This is a genomic window from Cobetia sp. MC34 (assembly GCF_018340035.1).
GTDB classification, from domain to species: Bacteria; Pseudomonadota; Gammaproteobacteria; order Pseudomonadales; family Halomonadaceae; genus Cobetia; species Cobetia amphilecti.
Genome location: NZ_JADPPY010000021.1, coordinates 1 through 17,803, shown reverse-complemented (window position 1 = coordinate 17,803; position 17,803 = coordinate 1). Strand labels below are relative to the sequence as shown.

Below are 17,803 nucleotides of genomic sequence, written 5' to 3'. Positions count from 1 at the left end.
CACTGATGCGAATCTTGTTGATGCTGAAGCCACCATACCCTCTATTCTTTATTCTTTAAAAGAATAAATCCTCATAGTTTTCGACGATGACGTTATTAAGAAGGCGCGTTGAGTTTGCCTACCAGCAGCGAAAAAGAAAAGACCAGCCGCCGGAGGGTAGGCGTCTGGCCATGTTGCCCGGGGTCTGACGACAAGCAAGGTCTGCCGCTGGCCGGGCTTGCGCAGAACGGAGGGCATTAGTCAGACGCCATCAGCCCGGGTCATTGCCTGTGCCTGGTGCGCTCCTGACAGGTTTCAACAGACTGACACGCGCATCCGCGTTGGCGTGAAAGCGCGTCTCGAAGGCCTGCTGCGGCATCGGGCGTCCGAAGAGATAGCCCTGGAAGGCGTGGACGCCCATGGCCTGGAAGATTTCGGCTTGCCCCCGCTCCTCGACCCCCTCGACAACGACCTGCATGCCGAGTGATTGGCCCATCGCGACGATGACCCGTGCCAGCTCCCTATCCCGGCGACTGGTCTCGACATTCATGACGAAGGAGCGATCGACCTTCAGAATGCCGAAAGGCAGATCATGCAGATAGGAGAGGCATGAGAAGCCTGTCCCGAAATCATCCAGCGAGAGGTTGACGCCCAGTCTGCGTATGGCCTGCAGTTGATAACGCAGGCTGTCTTTGCTGTCGAGCATCAGGTTCTCGGTGACCTCGACCACCAGCTGCGAGGGATGAATCGGGTAGCGCTCGAGCAGTGACTCGAGCTGGTGCAGAATACCTTGATCTCTGAACTGGATGACGGAGGCATTGACGGACAGATAGCGCTTCTCGATCCCGAGTCTTCGCCATTCGCACAGAATGACGGCAGCCTCTTCCAATACCCAGTTGCCGATCTCGACGATCTGTCCGGTCTTTTCTGCCGCCGCAATGAACTGATCGGGGGGCACCAGGCCGAGCTCAGGGTGCTCAAGGCGGATCAGTGCCTCCGCGCCGAGCAGTTCCGGAGCTTCCAGGTCCGCGCTGGCCGCCCGGAAGATGGGCTGTAGATAAAGGCGGAACCAGCCCATGGTCAAGGCTTCGCGAATCATGCGCTCCTTCAGGAACAACGGCTCACCGTCTTCCAGCGCGCTATCGCGGACGCAGGTGCGGTATTGATTGCCCCCCTTGTGCTTGATGTCCACCACGGTAAGTTCCAGTAGACGCATCAGGCGGCTGGGGCTCTCGTCATCTGCCTGCGCCTGCAGGCCCGCCATGCTCAGACTGAGATGGATGGGTTCGCCAGCCTTGAGCAGCGGATGGGAGAAGGCGATTTGAATTCGGTGGACAAGTGGTCGCAAGTCATTGATATCACAAGTCATGACGAATTCATCACCACCAGTACGACCGATCCAGGCGGGGTCACACTCCTTGAGCCGTGCGCCAACCTCTTTCAACAGCAGATCACCGTCTATCGGCCCCAGGTGGTGATTGATGCTATGGAATCGATCGATATTGACCAGCAGCAAACCAAAGACAGCGTCACGCGCGATCAACTGTTGTACGTGCTGATTGAGAGACAGCCGGTTGGGCAATTGAGTCAAGGGGTCAATCAGCTCATGCTCCAACAGCCGCTGCTGGGTCCTGGTCAGTTCGGTGATGTCCGTCAGCAGCATCATCGTGCCCCGGGATTGGCTGCCATTGGCGGCCGGAATGACCACCTGGACCTGACGGTCTTCCTGATGTCGGCAGTCCAATGTCATTACTAGGTCATTGCAGGCATTGCCCAGCTTCAAGGCCGTACTGATGCGATGGATATGCTTGCTATTATGACTGCTGATGAGAGTATCGAAGGGCATGCCGACAAGATGTTCACGTGCCCATCCGGTCACCTCCAGCATTTGCTCGCTGGCATCCTGCACGGTGCCCTTGTCGTCGATCACCAGCAGCAATGCGGGGGTATCACGGTAGAAGTGTTGATAGCGCTCTTCGTTGTTACGCAGCGCTTCCATCATGTTGAATATTCGCTCCCCCAGCTTGTTCAGCTCCACGATGACCTTGTTGATCTCACGCGAGTGAACGGGGGGAATGCGTTGGAAGGTGGCATGCTGGCCCTCCAGCTGCCTCATGCGCCTCACAGCCTTGCTCAAGGGGTTCATCACATAGCGCTTCAACTGCCAGGAAAGCATCAGCAGGATCGACAGGATGATGGTCAGGGCAATCGCGAGCAGCACTGCTCCACCTTGGTAACGGGCGGCCAGCAACGGTGCGTTGGTGCTCTCCAGTTCAAGCCTGCCGACGGCCTGCTTGACCAGTGAGTTCTGATAGACAAGTGGCTTCGAGTGCGTAACGGGGTCCAAGGCTGTGCCGCTCTTGGCAATCTCCTCGACTAGCTCACCCTCATGATTGAAGTAGCGCACGGCATGAACACTAGCGTGGTGACTGAGAGTCTCGAGGTAGGCATGGATTCTCTCATCGTCGAAGTTCCATATGGCGTCCGGCATCGACAGCGCCACGATATCCATCATTTCCTGATGGTCATCATGCATGTGCTCGACGGCCTCGCTGGCATACAGGTAATAACTCACGGCTCCACTGATGGCACAGATGGTGAATACCAGCGGTGCAAGTATCCGCAGTATTCGCCATCTGAGCGGTGATGCATGCTCGCCATCACTCTCGGGCGCCGTACTGGGGGCCTTGGCGAGTTTCTGACCATCATTGATCACGCTGTTCTCCCTCGGTGGCGATGGACGTCGCCCTGCGAGCTCTCCTTGCGCCTCCTTATTGGAGGGTGTCCATGAGCGCGCTGGAACGTGCAGTCTTCTTCTGGGTAGCAGGAGCCTGAGGGGGCAACCCAGACGCCGCGGCCTGGTGACCAAGCATCTGCGTCAATACCCTCATCGGATCAAACCCATAGTCATCCCGCGATGCCTTCAATCCGAAGGCGGCGAAATCTGCAGCTTCCCAGTCAGGGTTTTCCAGAAGCGGGCCGTATCGCGCCACATTGTCATGCGTGATGGCGCTCATCGGAAAGTTGACGGTTCTGGGGGACCAGTCCTCGATATCGGCATGGTCTCTTGCCATCACCATCGCCCAGGCTCCCGCCATGAAATGCCCGCCGTCCGTCAACAGCATGCGTTGGTCCTTGACCATGCTGATACCCTCCGGTGACCAGTTGAGCCCTGCCACCAGCACATCCACGCCGGGCGTGAGGCCCGCTGACTCGAGCGCAAGAATGGCCCCCTCGGCCATGGCATCATTCGCCGCCCAGATCAGATCATTCTGACCGCTCGAGCGGCTGACCCACTTGAGATATTGCGCAGTAAGATGTTCGGCATCCTGAGTATTCCAGCGCGCCTCGAGTATGCGGTCTATCTGGACGTCCTGGTCCTGGGAAAAGCCGACCACCATGCCGGTATTACGGGCAATCGAGGCAGGGGTTCGGGTATCGCCGATCAAGGCGAGTCCATGCAGTTGGCCGGTGGGTGAGCCTTCTCTCGCCACCTTGATCAGCTGGGTCGCCATGCGTTTGCCCGCAGTGTGGTTGTCCGGGATGATGCTGCCGATCCAGGAGGGGTGGAGGGACCCCGGGGTGCCATGGGTCAGCGCCTCTTCGCGGCTCAGTCCGTTCAACAGCATCACGACATGGGTGTCGTGGCTATCCGCAATCGTCAACAACTCGGATGCCGCCTGCTCTTCATTGACCAGCAGGAGGTAATCCGGAGCGGCAGGGCTTTCCAAAGCCTGAATCGCGAGTTTCTTGAGCAGGTAGGGATTGCGCTCGGCGTAGACGACTTCCAGTGAGATATTCAGGTTCAGGGCGGCTGCTTGCATGGTGTCGGTCACCATGTCCCAGAAGCGTTCGCCACGCAGTCCCGGGTTTACGAAGGTGGCGGTCAGCGGGCGTCCTGGCATCGCCTCCTGTGCACCACGCGCTCTCGATTGGCCTGAAGGGTAGGCAGGGGCTTGAGTGTTTTCGGAGGCTCGAGACGTGAGGTCGGAGGAGGAAGAGCCAGAGGATAAGGCATTCACCAGCCCGCTGAGGGCAAGGCAACCACACAGGACGATCAGCCTTGGCAAGCCAAGTTGTGCTCGTCCTGTCCTGATGGTGGCAGCGGACATGGCGTTCTCCCTAGTGCATTGACTTTTGTTTCTATCAGGGTACGCGACTGGGCAAGCTGGGTATGGACTTCAACAAGACTGCCAATTACCAAGCTTCAACGATTGAACGACATATATCATTATTACTTGATGTCTTCCATGGGCTATAGGCGCGAGTGGCAGCAAAGGCTGCTGGCTAGCTGCACCAGAGAACACCTTCAAAGGCGCAAGGCTTGCCACGCTCTGCGTTGCCAGATAAGCCCGAAGACGAGCGAGTTGAGCAGGCGATAGGCGAGCTGTATCCCCCAGATGGCGACAAGGCCACCTTCCTGGTGGACGCCCCACCACCAGGCCGCGGGCAGAAAGATCAGCCACTGCAGGCTCAAGGTGGCAAGCATCACGGTGCGATGGGCGCCGGCGCCCAGTAGTGCCTGGGCCAGCACGATGGCGGTGCAGTCGAGCACGATCATGGCGGCCGTCATCTGCAGCGGCAGCAGGCCCAGTTCGATCAATGGCGGGCGATGCAGGAACAGCCCGAGCACGCTCTGGGGCGCGACCCACAGCGGCAAACCCAGCAACAGCAGACACGGCAGTGCCACGCGCACGGTGTCCCACCCCCAGCGATGGGCCTCTTCATGCTCGCCGCTGCCCAGGGCCTGACCCACCAGACTCATGGCGGCCAGTCCAAGTCCGACCCCGGGCAATATCAGCAGCAGGGAGAGATTCACCAGCACATGGCCGACCGCGACACTGGCCGCATCGATCTGACCGAGTATCCAGAACAGCATCGCGTAGCCCGCCGCGAACCATAGCTGCTGAAAGGAGTGGGGCACCGCCAGCTTGAGCAGCGTCAGGTAATGCGTCATCGGCGGCCAGGCGTGCAGGACACCGTGCAGACTGCGCTCGCCCAGCGTCGCCTTGATCCACAGCGCCAATGCGACCAGCAGGGACAGCGTCGTACCGGCCCCGGCACCATCCGCGCCCATCTGCGGGGCGCCGAACAGACCGTGGATCAGGATGATGCTGAGCACGACATTGACCGCCTGGGTGATCAGCATGATGCGCAGATAGATGCCGGTGCGCTGCAGGCCATTCCAGAAACCTCGGAAGCAGAACGCCATGGCGACCGCGACCAGCCCCAGCACCCGCCATTGGAAATACGAGGCGGCGGTTTCATGCACGCCGGGCTGGTCATTGATCAAGGACAGCAGCGGCCCAGCCCAGTGATGGCAGGCGAGGGTGACGGGGATGCCGATCGACAACGCCAGCACGAGACCTGCATTCAGGCCTTCGCCGCAACGCTCAGGTGCTTCCTCGCCCAGGCGCCGCGAAGTCTGTGCCTGGACGGCGGAGGACAGCCCGAAGATCAGCGCCGTGACCATGAACATGGCATAGCCACCGATCCCCACACCGGCCAGCGCCGTCTCGCCCAGACTGCCGACCAGTGCCGCGTCGATCAGGTTGAGCAGACTCTGCGACAGCATCGCCCCGATGATCGGCAGCGCCAGCTTCAGAATTCGTGTGTTGCGCGCAAGATCCCCCAGCATCAGACGCTCCCACGCGGGGAGTCGGAAAGGTGATAGGAGCAGGAGGGGTCAAAAGCCTCGAATGCGGCTGACAAGCGGGAAACCAGAGAACTGGGCTGCGATGAACTGAGCAGCGAGAAACCGAGCAGTGATAGATAGGGCAGTGACAAACAGAGCAGTGACAAACAGAGCAGTGATAAACAGAGCAGTGATAAACAAAGCAGTGACAACGGCAGCACGGGCGACTCACGACAGCAGACAAGGAAGAGCGCCATGATAGCGTGCTCGGCAAACTGAAGACATCGCCTCTCAGATGACAGCGCGCCCCATCTCCTGAGAGGTGAGGCGCGTGGAGCTGACGTTGGCTCCATCAACCGGCGGGGCGGCTGATGGAGGGGATCAATCGGCGTCGGGATCGTAGCTCAGCACCGGCGACAGCCAGCGTTCCATCTCGGAAAGCTCCATTGCCTTGCGGCTCGCCAGGGACTGCACCTGATCGCGGGTGATCTTGCCGGTGGAGAAGTACTTCGACTCCGGGTGCGCGAAGTACCAGCCAGAGACGGCGGCCGCCGGCCACATGGCGAAGCTCTCGGTCAACACCATGCCGGCATGCGTCTCCGGTTCGAGCATGCGGAACAGCGTGGCCTTCTCGGTGTGATCCGGACAGGCCGGATAGCCGGGCGCCGGACGAATGCCGCGATACTTCTCGGCGATCAATGCCTCGTTGTCGAGCACTTCCTGGCTATCGTAGCCCCAGAACTCCTTGCGCACGCGCTCGTGCAGGCGCTCGGCAAAGGCTTCGGCGAGACGGTCCGCCAGCGCCTTGACCATGATGGCATTGTAATCATCGCCCGCCGCCTCGTACTCCCTGGCCAGTTCATCCGCGCCATGTCCGGTGGTCACGGCGAAGCCACCGATCCAGTCCGGCTTGCCGCTGTCACGCGGGGCGATGAAGTCGGCAAGACTGTGACAGACGCCATCACGGTTCTTGGTCATCTGCTGACGGATGTGATGCAGGCGCTCTACCACCTGGGTGCGTGATTCATCGGCGTAGACTTCCAGGGTGTCGTCGTCGACACAGTTGGCCGGCCAGAAGCCGATCACGCCACGTGCCAACAGCACCTTGTCATCGATCAGCTTGCGCAGCATCACCCTGGCATCGGCAAACAGCGAACGCGCCGCTTCCCCGACCGTCTCATCCTGCAGAATCTTCGGGTACTTGCCCGCCAGCTGCCAGCTCATGAAGAAGGGCGTCCAGTCGATGCGCTCGACCAGTTCATTCAGATCGTAGTCATCGAAGACCTTGAGGCCGGTGAAGCTGGGGGCCGGCGGGGTGTAATGCTCCCAATCGGGCTGGAAACGGCGCTTGCGCGCCTCGTGGTAGTCGAGGTCCGCGGCCTTGGGGCGGCGCTTGGCATTGCGCTCGCGCACCACGGCGTACTCGGTGCGAATCTGATCAACATAGGCTGCCTTGAGTTCCGGCGACAGCAGGCGCGAGGCCACGCCCACCGCGCGCGAGGCATCGGTGACATAGATGACCGGCTGATCATACTGCGGTTCGATCTTGACTGCGGTATGTGCCTTGGATGTGGTCGCGCCACCGATCAGCAGCGGCAACTCGAACCCACGGCGCTGCATCTCCCTGGCGACATTGACCATCTCGTCCAGCGACGGCGTGATCAGCCCGGAAAGCCCGATGATGTCGGCCTTCTCGTCGATGGCGGTCTGCAGGATCTTCTCCGCCGGCACCATCACGCCCAGGTCGATCACCTCATAGTTGTTGCACTGAAGCACCACGCCGACGATGTTCTTGCCGATGTCGTGGACATCGCCCTTGACGGTGGCCATGACGATCTTGCCCTTGGCCTGGGTCTCGCCGCTCTTCTCGGCCTCGATGAAGGGGATCAGGTGGGCGACCGCCTGCTTCATGACGCGCGCCGACTTCACCACCTGGGGCAGGAACATCTTGCCCGCGCCGAACAGGTCGCCGACCACATTCATGCCGTCCATCAACGGCCCTTCGATGACCTCGATGGGCCGGGCTGCCTGCAGGCGCGCCTCTTCGGTATCTTCCTCGATATGGACGGTGATGCCCTTGACCAGCGCGTGCTCGATGCGCTTGTTGACTGACCAGCTGCGCCATTCGAGGTCTTCCTTCTTCTCACCGCTGCTGCCATCGCCCTTGTACTTGTCGGCGATGTCGAGCAGACGCTCGGTGCTGTCATCGCGGCGGTTGAGTACCACGTCCTCGACGGCGTCGCGCAGCTCGCGGGGCAGGTCATCGTAGAGCGCCAGCTGGCCGGCGTTGACGATACCCATGCTCAGGCCCGCCTGGATGGCGTGATAGAGGAATACCGAATGGATCGCTTCGCGGACCGGATTGTTGCCACGGAACGAGAAGGACACGTTGGAGACGCCACCCGAAATCATCGCGTGGGGCAGGTTGTCATGAATCCAGCGCGTGGCCTCGATGAAATCGACACCGTAGTTGTTGTGCTCTTCAATGCCGGTGGCGATGGCGAAGATGTTGGGGTCGAAGATGATGTCCTCGGCCGGGAAGCCGATGTCATCGACCAGCATCCGGTAGGCGCGCTCGCAGATCTCGATCTTGCGCTGATAGGTATCGGCCTGGCCGACATCATCAAAGGCCATGACCACCACGGCGGCGCCGTGACGGCGACAGATCTGCGCCTGCTGCCGGAAGCTTTCCTCGCCTTCCTTGAGCGAGATGGAATTGACCACCGCCTTGCCCTGGATGCATTTCAGGCCCGTCTCGATGATGTCCCACTTCGAGGAGTCGACCATGATCGGCACGCGCGAGATGTCCGGCTCCGAGGCGATCAGGTTCAGGAAGCGCACCATGGCCTCCTGTGACTCCAGCATGCCCTCATCCATGTTGACGTCGATGACCTGGGCGCCGTTCTCAACCTGTTCGAGGGCGACTTCCAGCGCGGTGGTGTAGTCCTCCTCCTTGATCAGGCGACGAAAGCGCGCAGAGCCGGTGACGTTGGTACGCTCACCGACATTGACGAACAGCGAGTCCGGCTGGATGTTGAAGGGCTCAAGCCCCGACAGGCGGCAGGCCGGCGCGATCTCCGGCACCTTGCGCGGCGGGTACTGGGCCACCACGCGCTTGACCGCCTGGATGTGCTGCGGGGTGGAGCCACAGCAGCCACCGATGATGTTGAGCAGGCCCGCGGCGGCGAAGGAGCCGATGATCTCGGCCATCTCGTCTGGGGTCTGGTCGTACTCGCCGAACTCGTTGGGCAGGCCGGCGTTGGGGTGCGCGGAGACAAAGGTATCGGCCTTCTCGGACAGCTCACGCAGATAGGGGCGTAGCTCCTCGGCGCCCAGCGCGCAGTTGAGGCCGATGCTCAGCGGGCGCGCGTGACGCACCGAGTTCCAGAAGGCTTCGGTGGTCTGGCCGGACAGCGTACGTCCTGAGGCATCGGTGATGGTGCCGGAGATCATCACCGGCAGGCGCGGATGGCCTTCGTCGAACAGCTCCTCGAGGGCGTAGATCGCCGCCTTGGCATTCAGGGTGTCGAAGATGGTCTCGATCAGGATCAGGTCCGCGCCACCCTCGAAGAGCGCCAATGCGGCCTCGCGGTAGTTATCGCGCAGAATATCGAAGGTGACATTGCGCTTGGCGGGGTCATTCACGTCCGGCGAGATGGAGCAGGTGCGGCTGGTCGGGCCGAGCACCCCAGCGACGAAGCGCGGGATACCAGTCTCGGCGGCCACGGCATCCGCCGTCTTGCGCGCCAGGCGTGCCGATTCGAGATTGATCTCGTGGACCAGCCTCTGCATGCCGTAATCGGACTGCGACAGCTGAGTGGCATTGAAGGTGTTGGTCTCGACGATGTCGGCGCCGGCCTCGAAGTAGGCGCGGTGGATCGCCTCGACGATGTCTGGCCGGGTCAGCGCCAGCAGGTCGTTGTTGCCCTTGATGTCGCTGGGCCAGTCGGCGAAGCGCTCGCCACGGAAGTCTTCCTCCTCCAGCCCGTAGCTCTGCAACATGGTGCCCATGCCGCCATCGAGGATCAGGATACGTTCCTGCAGCGCCTGGCTCAGCGCGTCGGGCAGGGGCAGAGAATAGGGAACAGGGGATAGGGCTTGCGCCATGACGGACTCCAGCGTGCGTGACCTGTCGCGTTGTCTCCCGAACGTGTAACTCTCATTACCAGGCCAGTACTTTGCCAAGCCAGTACCTTCTGAGCCAGTACCTTGCCGAGAAAGTCACACGCCACAGGCGCGAACTCATTGCTATTGAGAGGCGCTGGCGAGGGATCCGTTCACGAAATCCCCGCCTGGCCAGTTTGGGATATCGTATCAGACTGCAGAGTCGTCACGATGAGCATGATTCATGCGCAACATGAGTCAGTCAGGAGTGCCGGCAAGGGAGTGGCTGCATGCAGGGCACCAAACCCGAGTGATTTGCTCAGGATTGCGAGTGCAGCAGGTTTTCCTTAACATGGAGCCATTAGTCACCTGACATCAAGAGAGTCTCTGCGCCATGAGTGAGAGCATCCAGATTACCGATAGCGCCCAGGAGTATCTTGCCGAGCTGCTCGAGAAGCAGAACGTCGAAGGCATCGGCGTGCGCATCTTCATCACCCAGCCGGGCACGCCGTATGCCGAGACCTGTCTCGCCTACTGCCGTCCTGGCGAGGAAGAGCCGACGGATGAGATCCTGGATCTGCCGAAGCTGAAGGTCTATCTCGACACGCACAGCGTGCCGTTCCTGGAAGAAGCGACCGTCGACTTCAATGCCGATCGCATGGGGGGGCAGCTGACCATCAAGGCGCCGAACGCCAAGATGCCCAAGGTCAACGCCGACAGCCCGCTGGAAGACCGCATCAACTATCTGCTCTACAGCGAGATCAACCCGGGCCTGGCGGCTCACGGTGGCGAGATCAAGCTGGTGCAACTGACCGAAGAGCAGGTCGCCGTACTGCAGTTCGGTGGCGGCTGCCAGGGCTGCTCCGCCGTCGATCTGACGCTGAAGGATGGTGTCGAGAAGACGCTGATGGAGCGTATCCCGGAGCTGACCGGTGTGCGTGACGTCACCGATCACACCGACACGACCAACGCCTACTACAGCTGATGTCGGGTCTGGCTTCGGGCCCGAGGAAAGGGTCGAAGCCAAGCACAGGCGAGAAACGCAATCTCCCATCGATTTTCGGTGGGAGATTTTTTATGGGCGCGACGTCAGCCTGTCAGGGTCTGAGGCAATCTGACGCGAGCCTGGGACATCCAGGCCAGGGCATACAGCGTATGAAGGGAGGTTCGGGGAAGTTGCTGCGTAAAGTATTAGATTTATCTGGTATCGTGGCAGTATCTTTCTCATGCTGGCAGCGCCCATCGGCTGGCCGGCGTGACGCGTTTTTCGTCGAACGTTTCCTTCCATCGTCAAGAGATAGCCTTCATGAGTCTGGCCAACCTGCGCTTTCGCACCATCAACATCATCATCTGTGCGCTTTCCGCCTTGGCGGGACTGGTGTTGCTGGTCGTGTTGGCATTCATTACCCGCAACGTGTCCGACCTGCAGCGCGACTGGCAGGAATATCAGCAGGCACGCTCCGACAAGCCGCGCCTGGAAGGTCAGCTGACCAAGGCTCTGGGCTATGGCGGCATGGTGCATGACTTCAAGAATCTCGTGCTGCGTCAGGACCTCGAGCTGATCGGCGAGGTGCAGAACGAGATCGGTGCCGCTCGCAGCGCTCTGAGCCGTTATCAGAACCTTGGGCTGACCCAGGGGGAGGAAAATGCGGTGGCGGGCCTGCGTGCCACCATCAGCCGCTATGAGCTGATGGTGCCCAGAATACGCACGATGATCGAGCAGGGGCGCTCGACTGCCGATATCGACAAGCTGGTTCAGATCGATGATTTCCAGGCCGTCTCGGGGCTGGATACCCTGCGGCGTATCTCCATCGCGGAGCTGCGTGACAATGACAATCCGCTCGAGAACGGTATGGGCAAGGCTCGCCTGGTGGCCAACCTGCGCCGTGACCTCGGCTATGGCGAGATGATCCACCACTTCAAGAATTACGTGCTGCGCAGTGACGCCATCTACGGTCAGCAGGCGGCGCAGGACATCGAGTCGCTGCGCGCTACCCTGGCGGCTTATCGTGCGCTGGGCATGAACACCGCCGAGCAACGTGCCATCCGCGATATCGCCGATGTCATCCAGTCCTACGGTGACCGCTTGAACAAGGTCAACCAGCTGCATGACGAGCAGGCAGACCTTTCACCGCGTGAGATCGATCAGCTGGTCAAGGTCAATGATGCCCCGGCGCTTGACGCACTGGCGGTGCTGGATCATGAAAGCCGCATGCGGATCGCGGCCACCTCTGCCGCGGTTGGCAAGACGCTCAAGCTGCTGGCCAGGGTGGCCCCGGTGGTCAATGGCCTGGCGCTGGCGATGATCGTGGTGCTGATCGGCATCTCGATGTGGCTGTTCGGGCGTTATGTGCTGGTACCGATCCGTCGTCTGACCCAGACCATGAATACCCTGGCCAATGACGATGTCAGCGTGGTGATCGACAGCACCCAGCACACCAATGAAGTGGGCCAGATGGCGCGGGCGTTGCAGAAGTTCAAGTACAACATCATCGAGAGCAACAACTACAAGAAGCGCATCACGCAACTGGCGATGCATGATTCTCTGACGGGACTGCCCAATCGACAGCATTTCTATGAGCGGGTCGAGCATTGGCTCGAAAGCGTCAGTGACGAAGGCGGGCAGCTGGCGTGTCTCATGCTGGACATCGACAAGTTCAAGCCCATCAATGATACCCATGGCCATGCCGCCGGGGATGTGGCGCTCAAGGTGATCGCGGAGCGACTCAATCAGGTGGTGCGCAAGGGCGATTTCGTCGCGCGTCTGGGAGGCGATGAGTTCGTGGTGATGGTCCACAATGCTGACATCCAGGCGAATCTGGGGCGCCCCGGCGAACTCGCCCAGCTGGCCCAGCGCATCATCGACAGTCTGGGCAAGCCATTCCTGTATGAAGAGCACAAGCTGGAAGTGGGCTGCAGTATCGGGATTGCCATCGCCCCTCAGCATGGCAGCGACCGTGAACAGCTATCACACAATGCAGACATGGCGCTCTACGCCGCCAAACATGAGGGGCGCAATTGCGCGGTGCAGTTCAGCCGCCATGATGAGCTGGGCCAGATTGTCGCGATCGCCAGCAAGCAGCGTGAGGTGCAGAAACAGCAGTGACGGAAGCCCTGGGGTTCAAGCACTAGTGCAGAACCCGACTCAGCGGCAGTGGCAACGAAAACAAGGCCAGATGCCGGATGAGCAGGCAATCAAACGGCGCCCCTCGGGGCGCCGTCTTGCGTCTAGTGGGGGAAAACCCCCAACGGGTGGTAGACAAGGGCGATTGTTGCCCGGTTTAAGCCCCAGCTTGCCCGCTCACCGATACGGGGCTTTGTGATAATTCTGCGTTATCCATACGCTTCACGAGAATAATTTATGGTTTGCGATGCCCATAACGGTTTGTTATGGTTTATAGCGAATTCGCCAACTGCGAAATATTTTATGAAAACCATGACAATGACTTCCACGATTCAGGGCTTGGCCCACCACACCCACGATGCCGTGATCAACCGCCCCAGTGCGCCGTTGTTCATCCGTCAGCCGACTACCGATGATGGCTGGGGCATCTACGAGCTGGTCAAGGCCTGCCCGCCGCTGGACCTCAATTCAGGGTATTCGTACGTTTTGCTGGCCACGCAGTTCCGTGACAGCTGCGCCATAGCAACTGATGAGGAAGGTGAGGTCGTCGGCTTCGTTTCCGGTTACACCCGCAACGACGCCCCGCAGACCTTCTTCCTGTGGCAGATCGCCGTCGGTGAGAAGGCGCGTGGGACTGGCCTGGCACGTCGCTTGATCGAAGCCGTGATGAAGCGTCCCGAAATGGCGCACGTGCGTCATCTCGAGACCACCATCACGCCGGACAATGAGGCGTCCTGGGCATTGTTCACTCGCCTCGCCGAGCGCTGGCAGGTGCCGCTGCACTCGCGTGAGTACTTCTCTTCAGACCAGCTGGGTGGCGAGCACCTAGCCGAAAACCTGGTACGCATCGGCCCGTTCCTGCCAAGAGACATCTGAGTGCTCGACGCGCTCAAGGCTCTTGTGCAATTAAGGCCCATGCGCAGCAAGGGCGGGTAGTAAACCGCAATAAGTCCCGGACGGGACGCCGTCATGATTCTTGTGTCGGTCGTCGAGAAGAATCACGCCCCGTCCGGCAGATGTTCACGACAGGAAGGTTGTGACATCTCCTGCTGACCCCATGTGTGAGTGAGGTAGGGTCAGTGTCATTCGTTGGATCGTCTTTACATTCTGGTATGGCCATTTCAGTACGCGGCCATCCAACACCAGGGAGGTGACAGCATGAATACGCAGATTCTCGAACAGATGGAATCCGAGGTACGCACTTATTCGCGTTCTTTCCCGACCGTTTTCACCAAGGCGCAGAATGCCCACCTGTTCACCGAGGACGGCAAGCGCTACATCGATTTCCTCGCCGGTGCCGGTGTGCTCAACTACGGGCATAACCATCCGGTACTTAAGAAGGCACTGGTCGATTACATCAGCAATGATGGCATCATCCACGGCCTGGATATGTGGACTTCCGCCAAGCGCGATTTCCTCGAAGCGCTGGAGGAAGTGATCCTCAAGCCGCGTGGTCTGGACTACAAGGTCCACTTCCCGGGGCCGACCGGCACCAACGCGGTCGAAGCTGCCATTCGTCTGGCGCGCAAGGTCTCCGGCCGCCACAACATCGTGTCGTTCACCAACGGCTTCCATGGTGTGACCATGGGTGCGCTGGCCACCACCGGTAACGCCAAGTTCCGTGATGCGGCGGGTCTGCCGGCGCAGGGTGCGCAATTCGTGCCCTATGATGGCTACATGGGTGAGGGCATCGACACCGTTGCCTACCTCGACAAACTGCTCAAGGATTCCTCCAGCGGTCTGGATCGCCCGGCAGCAGTGCTGGTCGAGACCGTGCAGGGTGAGGGCGGGATCAACCCGGCCTCCATCGAATGGCTCCAGCGTCTGGATGCCTTGTGCAAGGAGCACAAGATCCTTCTGATCGTCGATGATATCCAGGCGGGTTGTGGTCGTACCGGCAAGTTCTTTAGCTTCGAACACGCCAACATCGTGCCGGACATCGTCTGCAACTCGAAGTCGCTGTCTGCCTCCGGTGTGCCGTTCGCGATGGTGATGATGCGTCCCGAGCTGGACCAGTGGAAGCCGAGCCAGTACAACGGCACCTTCCGTGGCCACGCCCTGGCCTTCGTGACCGGCGCCGCCGCGCTGCGCCACTTCTGGAGCGACGACAAGTTCGAGCGCGATATCCAGCGCAAGGGCCGTATCGTCGAAGACCGCTTCCAGAAGATTGCCGCCAAGGCCCGCGAGAACGGCTTCGAAGCGCACGAGAAGGGCCGTGGCCTGATGCGCGGTATCGATGTTCGTGACGGTGAGCTGGCCGATGCCATCACCTCACGCTGCTTCGAGCAGGGCTTGATCATCGAGACCAGTGGTCACTCCGGTCAGGTCGTCAAGTGCCTGTGCCCGCTGACCATCCGCGACGAAGACCTGCTGGAAGCCCTCGATATCATCGAGGAAAACGCTGCCGCAGTGTTGTCCAAGTAACGCTGTCTTCCCGCGGGTCGTTGGTGAGCCTCTGGCTTGCCATCCCCACCGATTGCCCATCCAGGTCACCCCTTCGTTACGGTAATCGCCATCTGTCAGCTGTCGATGTCAGGCAGCCTAGTGAGGAAAACACATGATCGTTCGCAATCTCGAAGAAGCCCGCAGCACCGATCGTCTGGTCAAGGCCGAGAATGGCAACTGGGATAGCACGCGCCTGCTGCTTGATGAAGATGGTGGCAAGTGTTCGTTCCACATCACTCGCATCTTTGAAGGCACCGAGACCCACATCCATTACAAGCATCACTATGAAGTGGTGTATTGCATGGAAGGTGAGGGTGAAGTCGAAACACTGGCTGATGGCAAGATCTGGCCGATCAAGCCGGGCGACATCTATATCCTCAACGAGCACGATGATCACCTGCTGCGTGCCACTAAGACCATGCACCTGGCCTGTGTGTTCACCCCGGGCCTGACCGGCAAGGAAGTCCATCGTGAAGATGGCTCCTATGCGCCTGCCGAAGCCTGATACCCTGTCTCGTCGTGAGTGAGGCGCGAAGCGTCTGATCTCAAAGGGACAAGCGTCATCCAGAAAGCCCCGTAGCCTTGCTGCGGGGCTTTCTGCGTCGTGGTGGTGAGAAACCGCTCCGTGAGGTTACCGCACAGCAGAACGTGCAGGGGTTTCCACGCTCAATTATCGTTAGTGGTGCGCAGCTTGCCGGCTCTGCCAGTCAACAGTCGAGACGAGTATGCTCAAGTACGAACATGCGGTTATATCTCCTGGAAATTCCAACGAGGCAGTAGGCCATGGCAGATTCCACCCCAAAGACGACCCTCGCGCCGGGTGGCCGGCCCGGCTTCAGGCCGGCGGCACCTCATCCGCGCGAAGAAGAGCGTCTCAATAGCCTGCATTCTCTGCATGTATTGGATAGTGACCATGAAAAGCGCTATGACGATCTGACGCGGCTGGTCGCCGATATCTTTGATGTGCCCATCTGCCTCGTGTCGCTGGTGGATGAAGACCGCCAGTGGTTCAAGGCCCATTGTGGGCTGGATGCTCGGCAGACGGGCAGGGATCTCGCCTTCTGCGCCCACGCGCTGCATGAAGAGCGCTTTCTGGTCATCAATGATGCGCGCCAGGATGAACGCTTCTTTGATAACGCCCTGGTGACGGGGCCACCGCATGTCTGCTTCTACGCGGGTGCCGTGCTGCGTGACAGCAGCGGCCTGCCGCTGGGGACTTTGTGCCTGATCGACCACAAGCCCCGTCAACTGGATACGGCCCAGCTGGAGAGACTGGAGCGCTGTGCACTGCTGGTCGAGAACGAGCTCATCCAGCGTGATGCGCTGCTGGCAGAACGCGCACGTGCCACCCTGCAAGCCAATATCGACCCGATCACCGGCTACAGTCTGCGTCGTCGCTACCTGCAGCGAATGACGGCTTGGCTTGAAGAACGTGCCAGTCAGGGAGCGCTACAGGTCATCCTGGTCAAGCTGCAGAATGCCGAAAGACTGCGCAAGCAGCAGGGCGTCGACTTCTACGAGGGCGTGCTGCAATCACTGTCCCACCAGCTCAATGAAAACTTCGATGACGAGGGCCTGCTCAAGGGGCGCGTCAGTCACGACACCCTGATGATCCTGTTGCCGCGTGACCAGGCATTGCACGGCATGCGCTGGCATCGCTTCGTGGAACAACCCTGGTTGCTGCATCTCTCCGCCAACAGCCGGCCTGATCTGTTGATCGGAGCGGGCACCTTTGTTAGCGACAGCATGTCAGCAGCGGAACTGGTCGAGGTGGTGGAAGAGGAGCTTGTCTGTGCCAGTGAATGGGCGCCAAAAGAGAAGGGCGTCCAGTTCGCGGATCTCACGGACAACCTCAATCTGCGCCTCGAGATGAACAACCGCTTTGCCCAGGCGCTGCGCGACAATGAGCTGTGCATCCACCTGCAGCCCATCGTCACTGCGGGTAGCCAAGGCCTCAGTGGTCAGGAAGTGCTGCTGCGCTGGCAGGACAAGAACCGCTGGATCCCCCCCATCAGATGTTGCGCATCGCCAGACACGCGGGGCTGGATGAGGAACTCGATATCTGGGTGCTGCGCAGAAGCTGCGCCTTGCTGAGCCATTGGCTGGCGACCAGGAAGGGCGACGACACCTTGTTGCCGCTGTCGCTGAACATCACGGCGTCGCGCCTGATCGAAACCGAATACATGGATGCCCTGCGTCGTGTCCTGCGCCTTTACCGGCTCAAGGGGGATTGCCTGCGCCTTGATGTCAGCGGTGTCGAGAGTTTTTCCGCGACGCCTGAGCCATTGGTGCTGGCGATGAAATCGCTGGCCAATGACGGCATCAGCTTCTGTGTCGACCGTTTCGGTCCTGAGCATGACAGCCTGCGCCTGTTGAGCATGCTGTCCAGGAGTTATTGTCAATTTCTGTGTATGGCCGGTCAGGCGGCAGCCCTGTCTGACTGATCGGCCAAGGGTTCGCCGTCCTTGAACTGGACGTTGTTCACGACCAGCTCCAGCTTGTTGAACCCCTTGATC

Annotated in this window: 11 protein-coding genes; 7 read left to right on the top strand and 4 right to left on the bottom strand. The window is 60.2% G+C overall.

The annotated features are described in order from the left end of the window. Positions 1-250: 250 nt before the first annotated feature. The 4 genes from IZU87_RS11830 to metH form a co-directional block, all read right to left on the bottom strand. Entirely contained in the window at positions 251-2,695 is a 2,445-nt protein-coding gene (locus tag IZU87_RS11830; RefSeq protein WP_213114618.1) for a putative bifunctional diguanylate cyclase/phosphodiesterase, read from the bottom strand. Positions 2,696-2,750: 55 nt separating this feature from the next. Then, positions 2,751-4,091 (bottom strand): ABC transporter substrate-binding protein, encoded by a 1,341-nt coding sequence (locus tag IZU87_RS11825; RefSeq protein WP_213114617.1) that lies wholly within the window; start codon positions 4,089-4,091, stop codon positions 2,751-2,753. A 197-nt stretch (positions 4,092-4,288) separates the two neighbouring features. Beyond that, a complete protein-coding gene (locus IZU87_RS11820) occupies positions 4,289-5,617 on the bottom strand; it encodes an MATE family efflux transporter (RefSeq protein ID WP_153635784.1) in 1,329 nt (442 codons plus the stop codon). 378 nt (positions 5,618-5,995) lie between these two features. Beyond that, positions 5,996-9,721, bottom strand: a complete 3,726-nt coding sequence (gene metH, locus IZU87_RS11815) for a methionine synthase (protein ID WP_213114616.1) — start codon at positions 9,719-9,721, stop codon at positions 5,996-5,998. 391 nt (positions 9,722-10,112) lie between these two features. Between metH and nfuA the strand changes: the two genes are divergently transcribed. The 7 genes from nfuA (at position 10,113) to IZU87_RS11780 (ending at position 17,731) form a co-directional block, all read left to right on the top strand. Continuing rightward, positions 10,113-10,703 (top strand): Fe-S biogenesis protein NfuA, encoded by a 591-nt coding sequence (nfuA, locus tag IZU87_RS11810; RefSeq protein ID WP_054556652.1) that lies wholly within the window; start codon positions 10,113-10,115, stop codon positions 10,701-10,703. A gap of 321 nt (positions 10,704-11,024) precedes the next feature. Continuing rightward, on the top strand, positions 11,025-12,824 hold the full coding sequence (locus tag IZU87_RS11805; protein ID WP_153635782.1) for a sensor domain-containing diguanylate cyclase: 1,800 nt from the start codon (positions 11,025-11,027) through the stop codon (positions 12,822-12,824). 336 nt (positions 12,825-13,160) lie between these two features. Further along, a complete protein-coding gene (gene ectA / locus IZU87_RS11800) occupies positions 13,161-13,718 on the top strand; it encodes a diaminobutyrate acetyltransferase (RefSeq protein WP_441303524.1) in 558 nt (185 codons plus the stop codon). A 282-nt stretch (positions 13,719-14,000) separates the two neighbouring features. Next, positions 14,001-15,266 (top strand): diaminobutyrate--2-oxoglutarate transaminase, encoded by a 1,266-nt coding sequence (gene ectB / locus IZU87_RS11795; RefSeq protein ID WP_043334231.1) that lies wholly within the window; start codon positions 14,001-14,003, stop codon positions 15,264-15,266. 133 nt (positions 15,267-15,399) lie between these two features. Then, a complete protein-coding gene (locus tag IZU87_RS11790; protein ID WP_043334232.1) occupies positions 15,400-15,792 on the top strand; it encodes an ectoine synthase in 393 nt (130 codons plus the stop codon). 278 nt (positions 15,793-16,070) lie between these two features. Beyond that, positions 16,071-17,381, top strand: coding sequence for a GAF domain-containing protein (locus IZU87_RS11785; RefSeq protein WP_213114615.1), 1,311 nt, complete (start codon positions 16,071-16,073; stop codon positions 17,379-17,381). Next, positions 17,303-17,731: an EAL domain-containing protein gene (locus tag IZU87_RS11780; protein ID WP_213114614.1), complete on the top strand. Its 429-nt coding sequence runs from the start codon at positions 17,303-17,305 to the stop codon at positions 17,729-17,731. Before IZU87_RS11785 ends, IZU87_RS11780 begins: the two co-directional genes overlap by 79 nt. The last annotated feature ends 72 nt before the right edge of the window (positions 17,732-17,803 follow it).

What these genes read in the sequence shown, in the direction of transcription:
- IZU87_RS11790 (WP_043334232.1), top strand. Translation starts at nt 15,400, where the DNA reads ATGATCGTTCGCAATCTCGAAGAAGCCCGCAGCACCGATCGTCTGGTC.
- metH (WP_213114616.1), bottom strand. Translation starts at nt 9,721, where the DNA reads ATGGCGCAAGCCCTATCCCCTGTTCCCTATTCTCTGCCCCTGCCCGAC.
- ectB (WP_043334231.1), top strand. Translation starts at nt 14,001, where the DNA reads ATGAATACGCAGATTCTCGAACAGATGGAATCCGAGGTACGCACTTAT.
- IZU87_RS11780 (WP_213114614.1), top strand. Translation starts at nt 17,303, where the DNA reads ATGTTGCGCATCGCCAGACACGCGGGGCTGGATGAGGAACTCGATATC.
- IZU87_RS11805 (WP_153635782.1), top strand. Translation starts at nt 11,025, where the DNA reads ATGAGTCTGGCCAACCTGCGCTTTCGCACCATCAACATCATCATCTGT.
- ectA (WP_441303524.1), top strand. Translation starts at nt 13,161, where the DNA reads ATGACTTCCACGATTCAGGGCTTGGCCCACCACACCCACGATGCCGTG.
- IZU87_RS11785 (WP_213114615.1), top strand. Translation starts at nt 16,071, where the DNA reads ATGGCAGATTCCACCCCAAAGACGACCCTCGCGCCGGGTGGCCGGCCC.
- IZU87_RS11820 (WP_153635784.1), bottom strand. Translation starts at nt 5,617, where the DNA reads ATGCTGGGGGATCTTGCGCGCAACACACGAATTCTGAAGCTGGCGCTG.
- nfuA (WP_054556652.1), top strand. Translation starts at nt 10,113, where the DNA reads ATGAGTGAGAGCATCCAGATTACCGATAGCGCCCAGGAGTATCTTGCC.
- IZU87_RS11825 (WP_213114617.1), bottom strand. Translation starts at nt 4,091, where the DNA reads ATGTCCGCTGCCACCATCAGGACAGGACGAGCACAACTTGGCTTGCCA.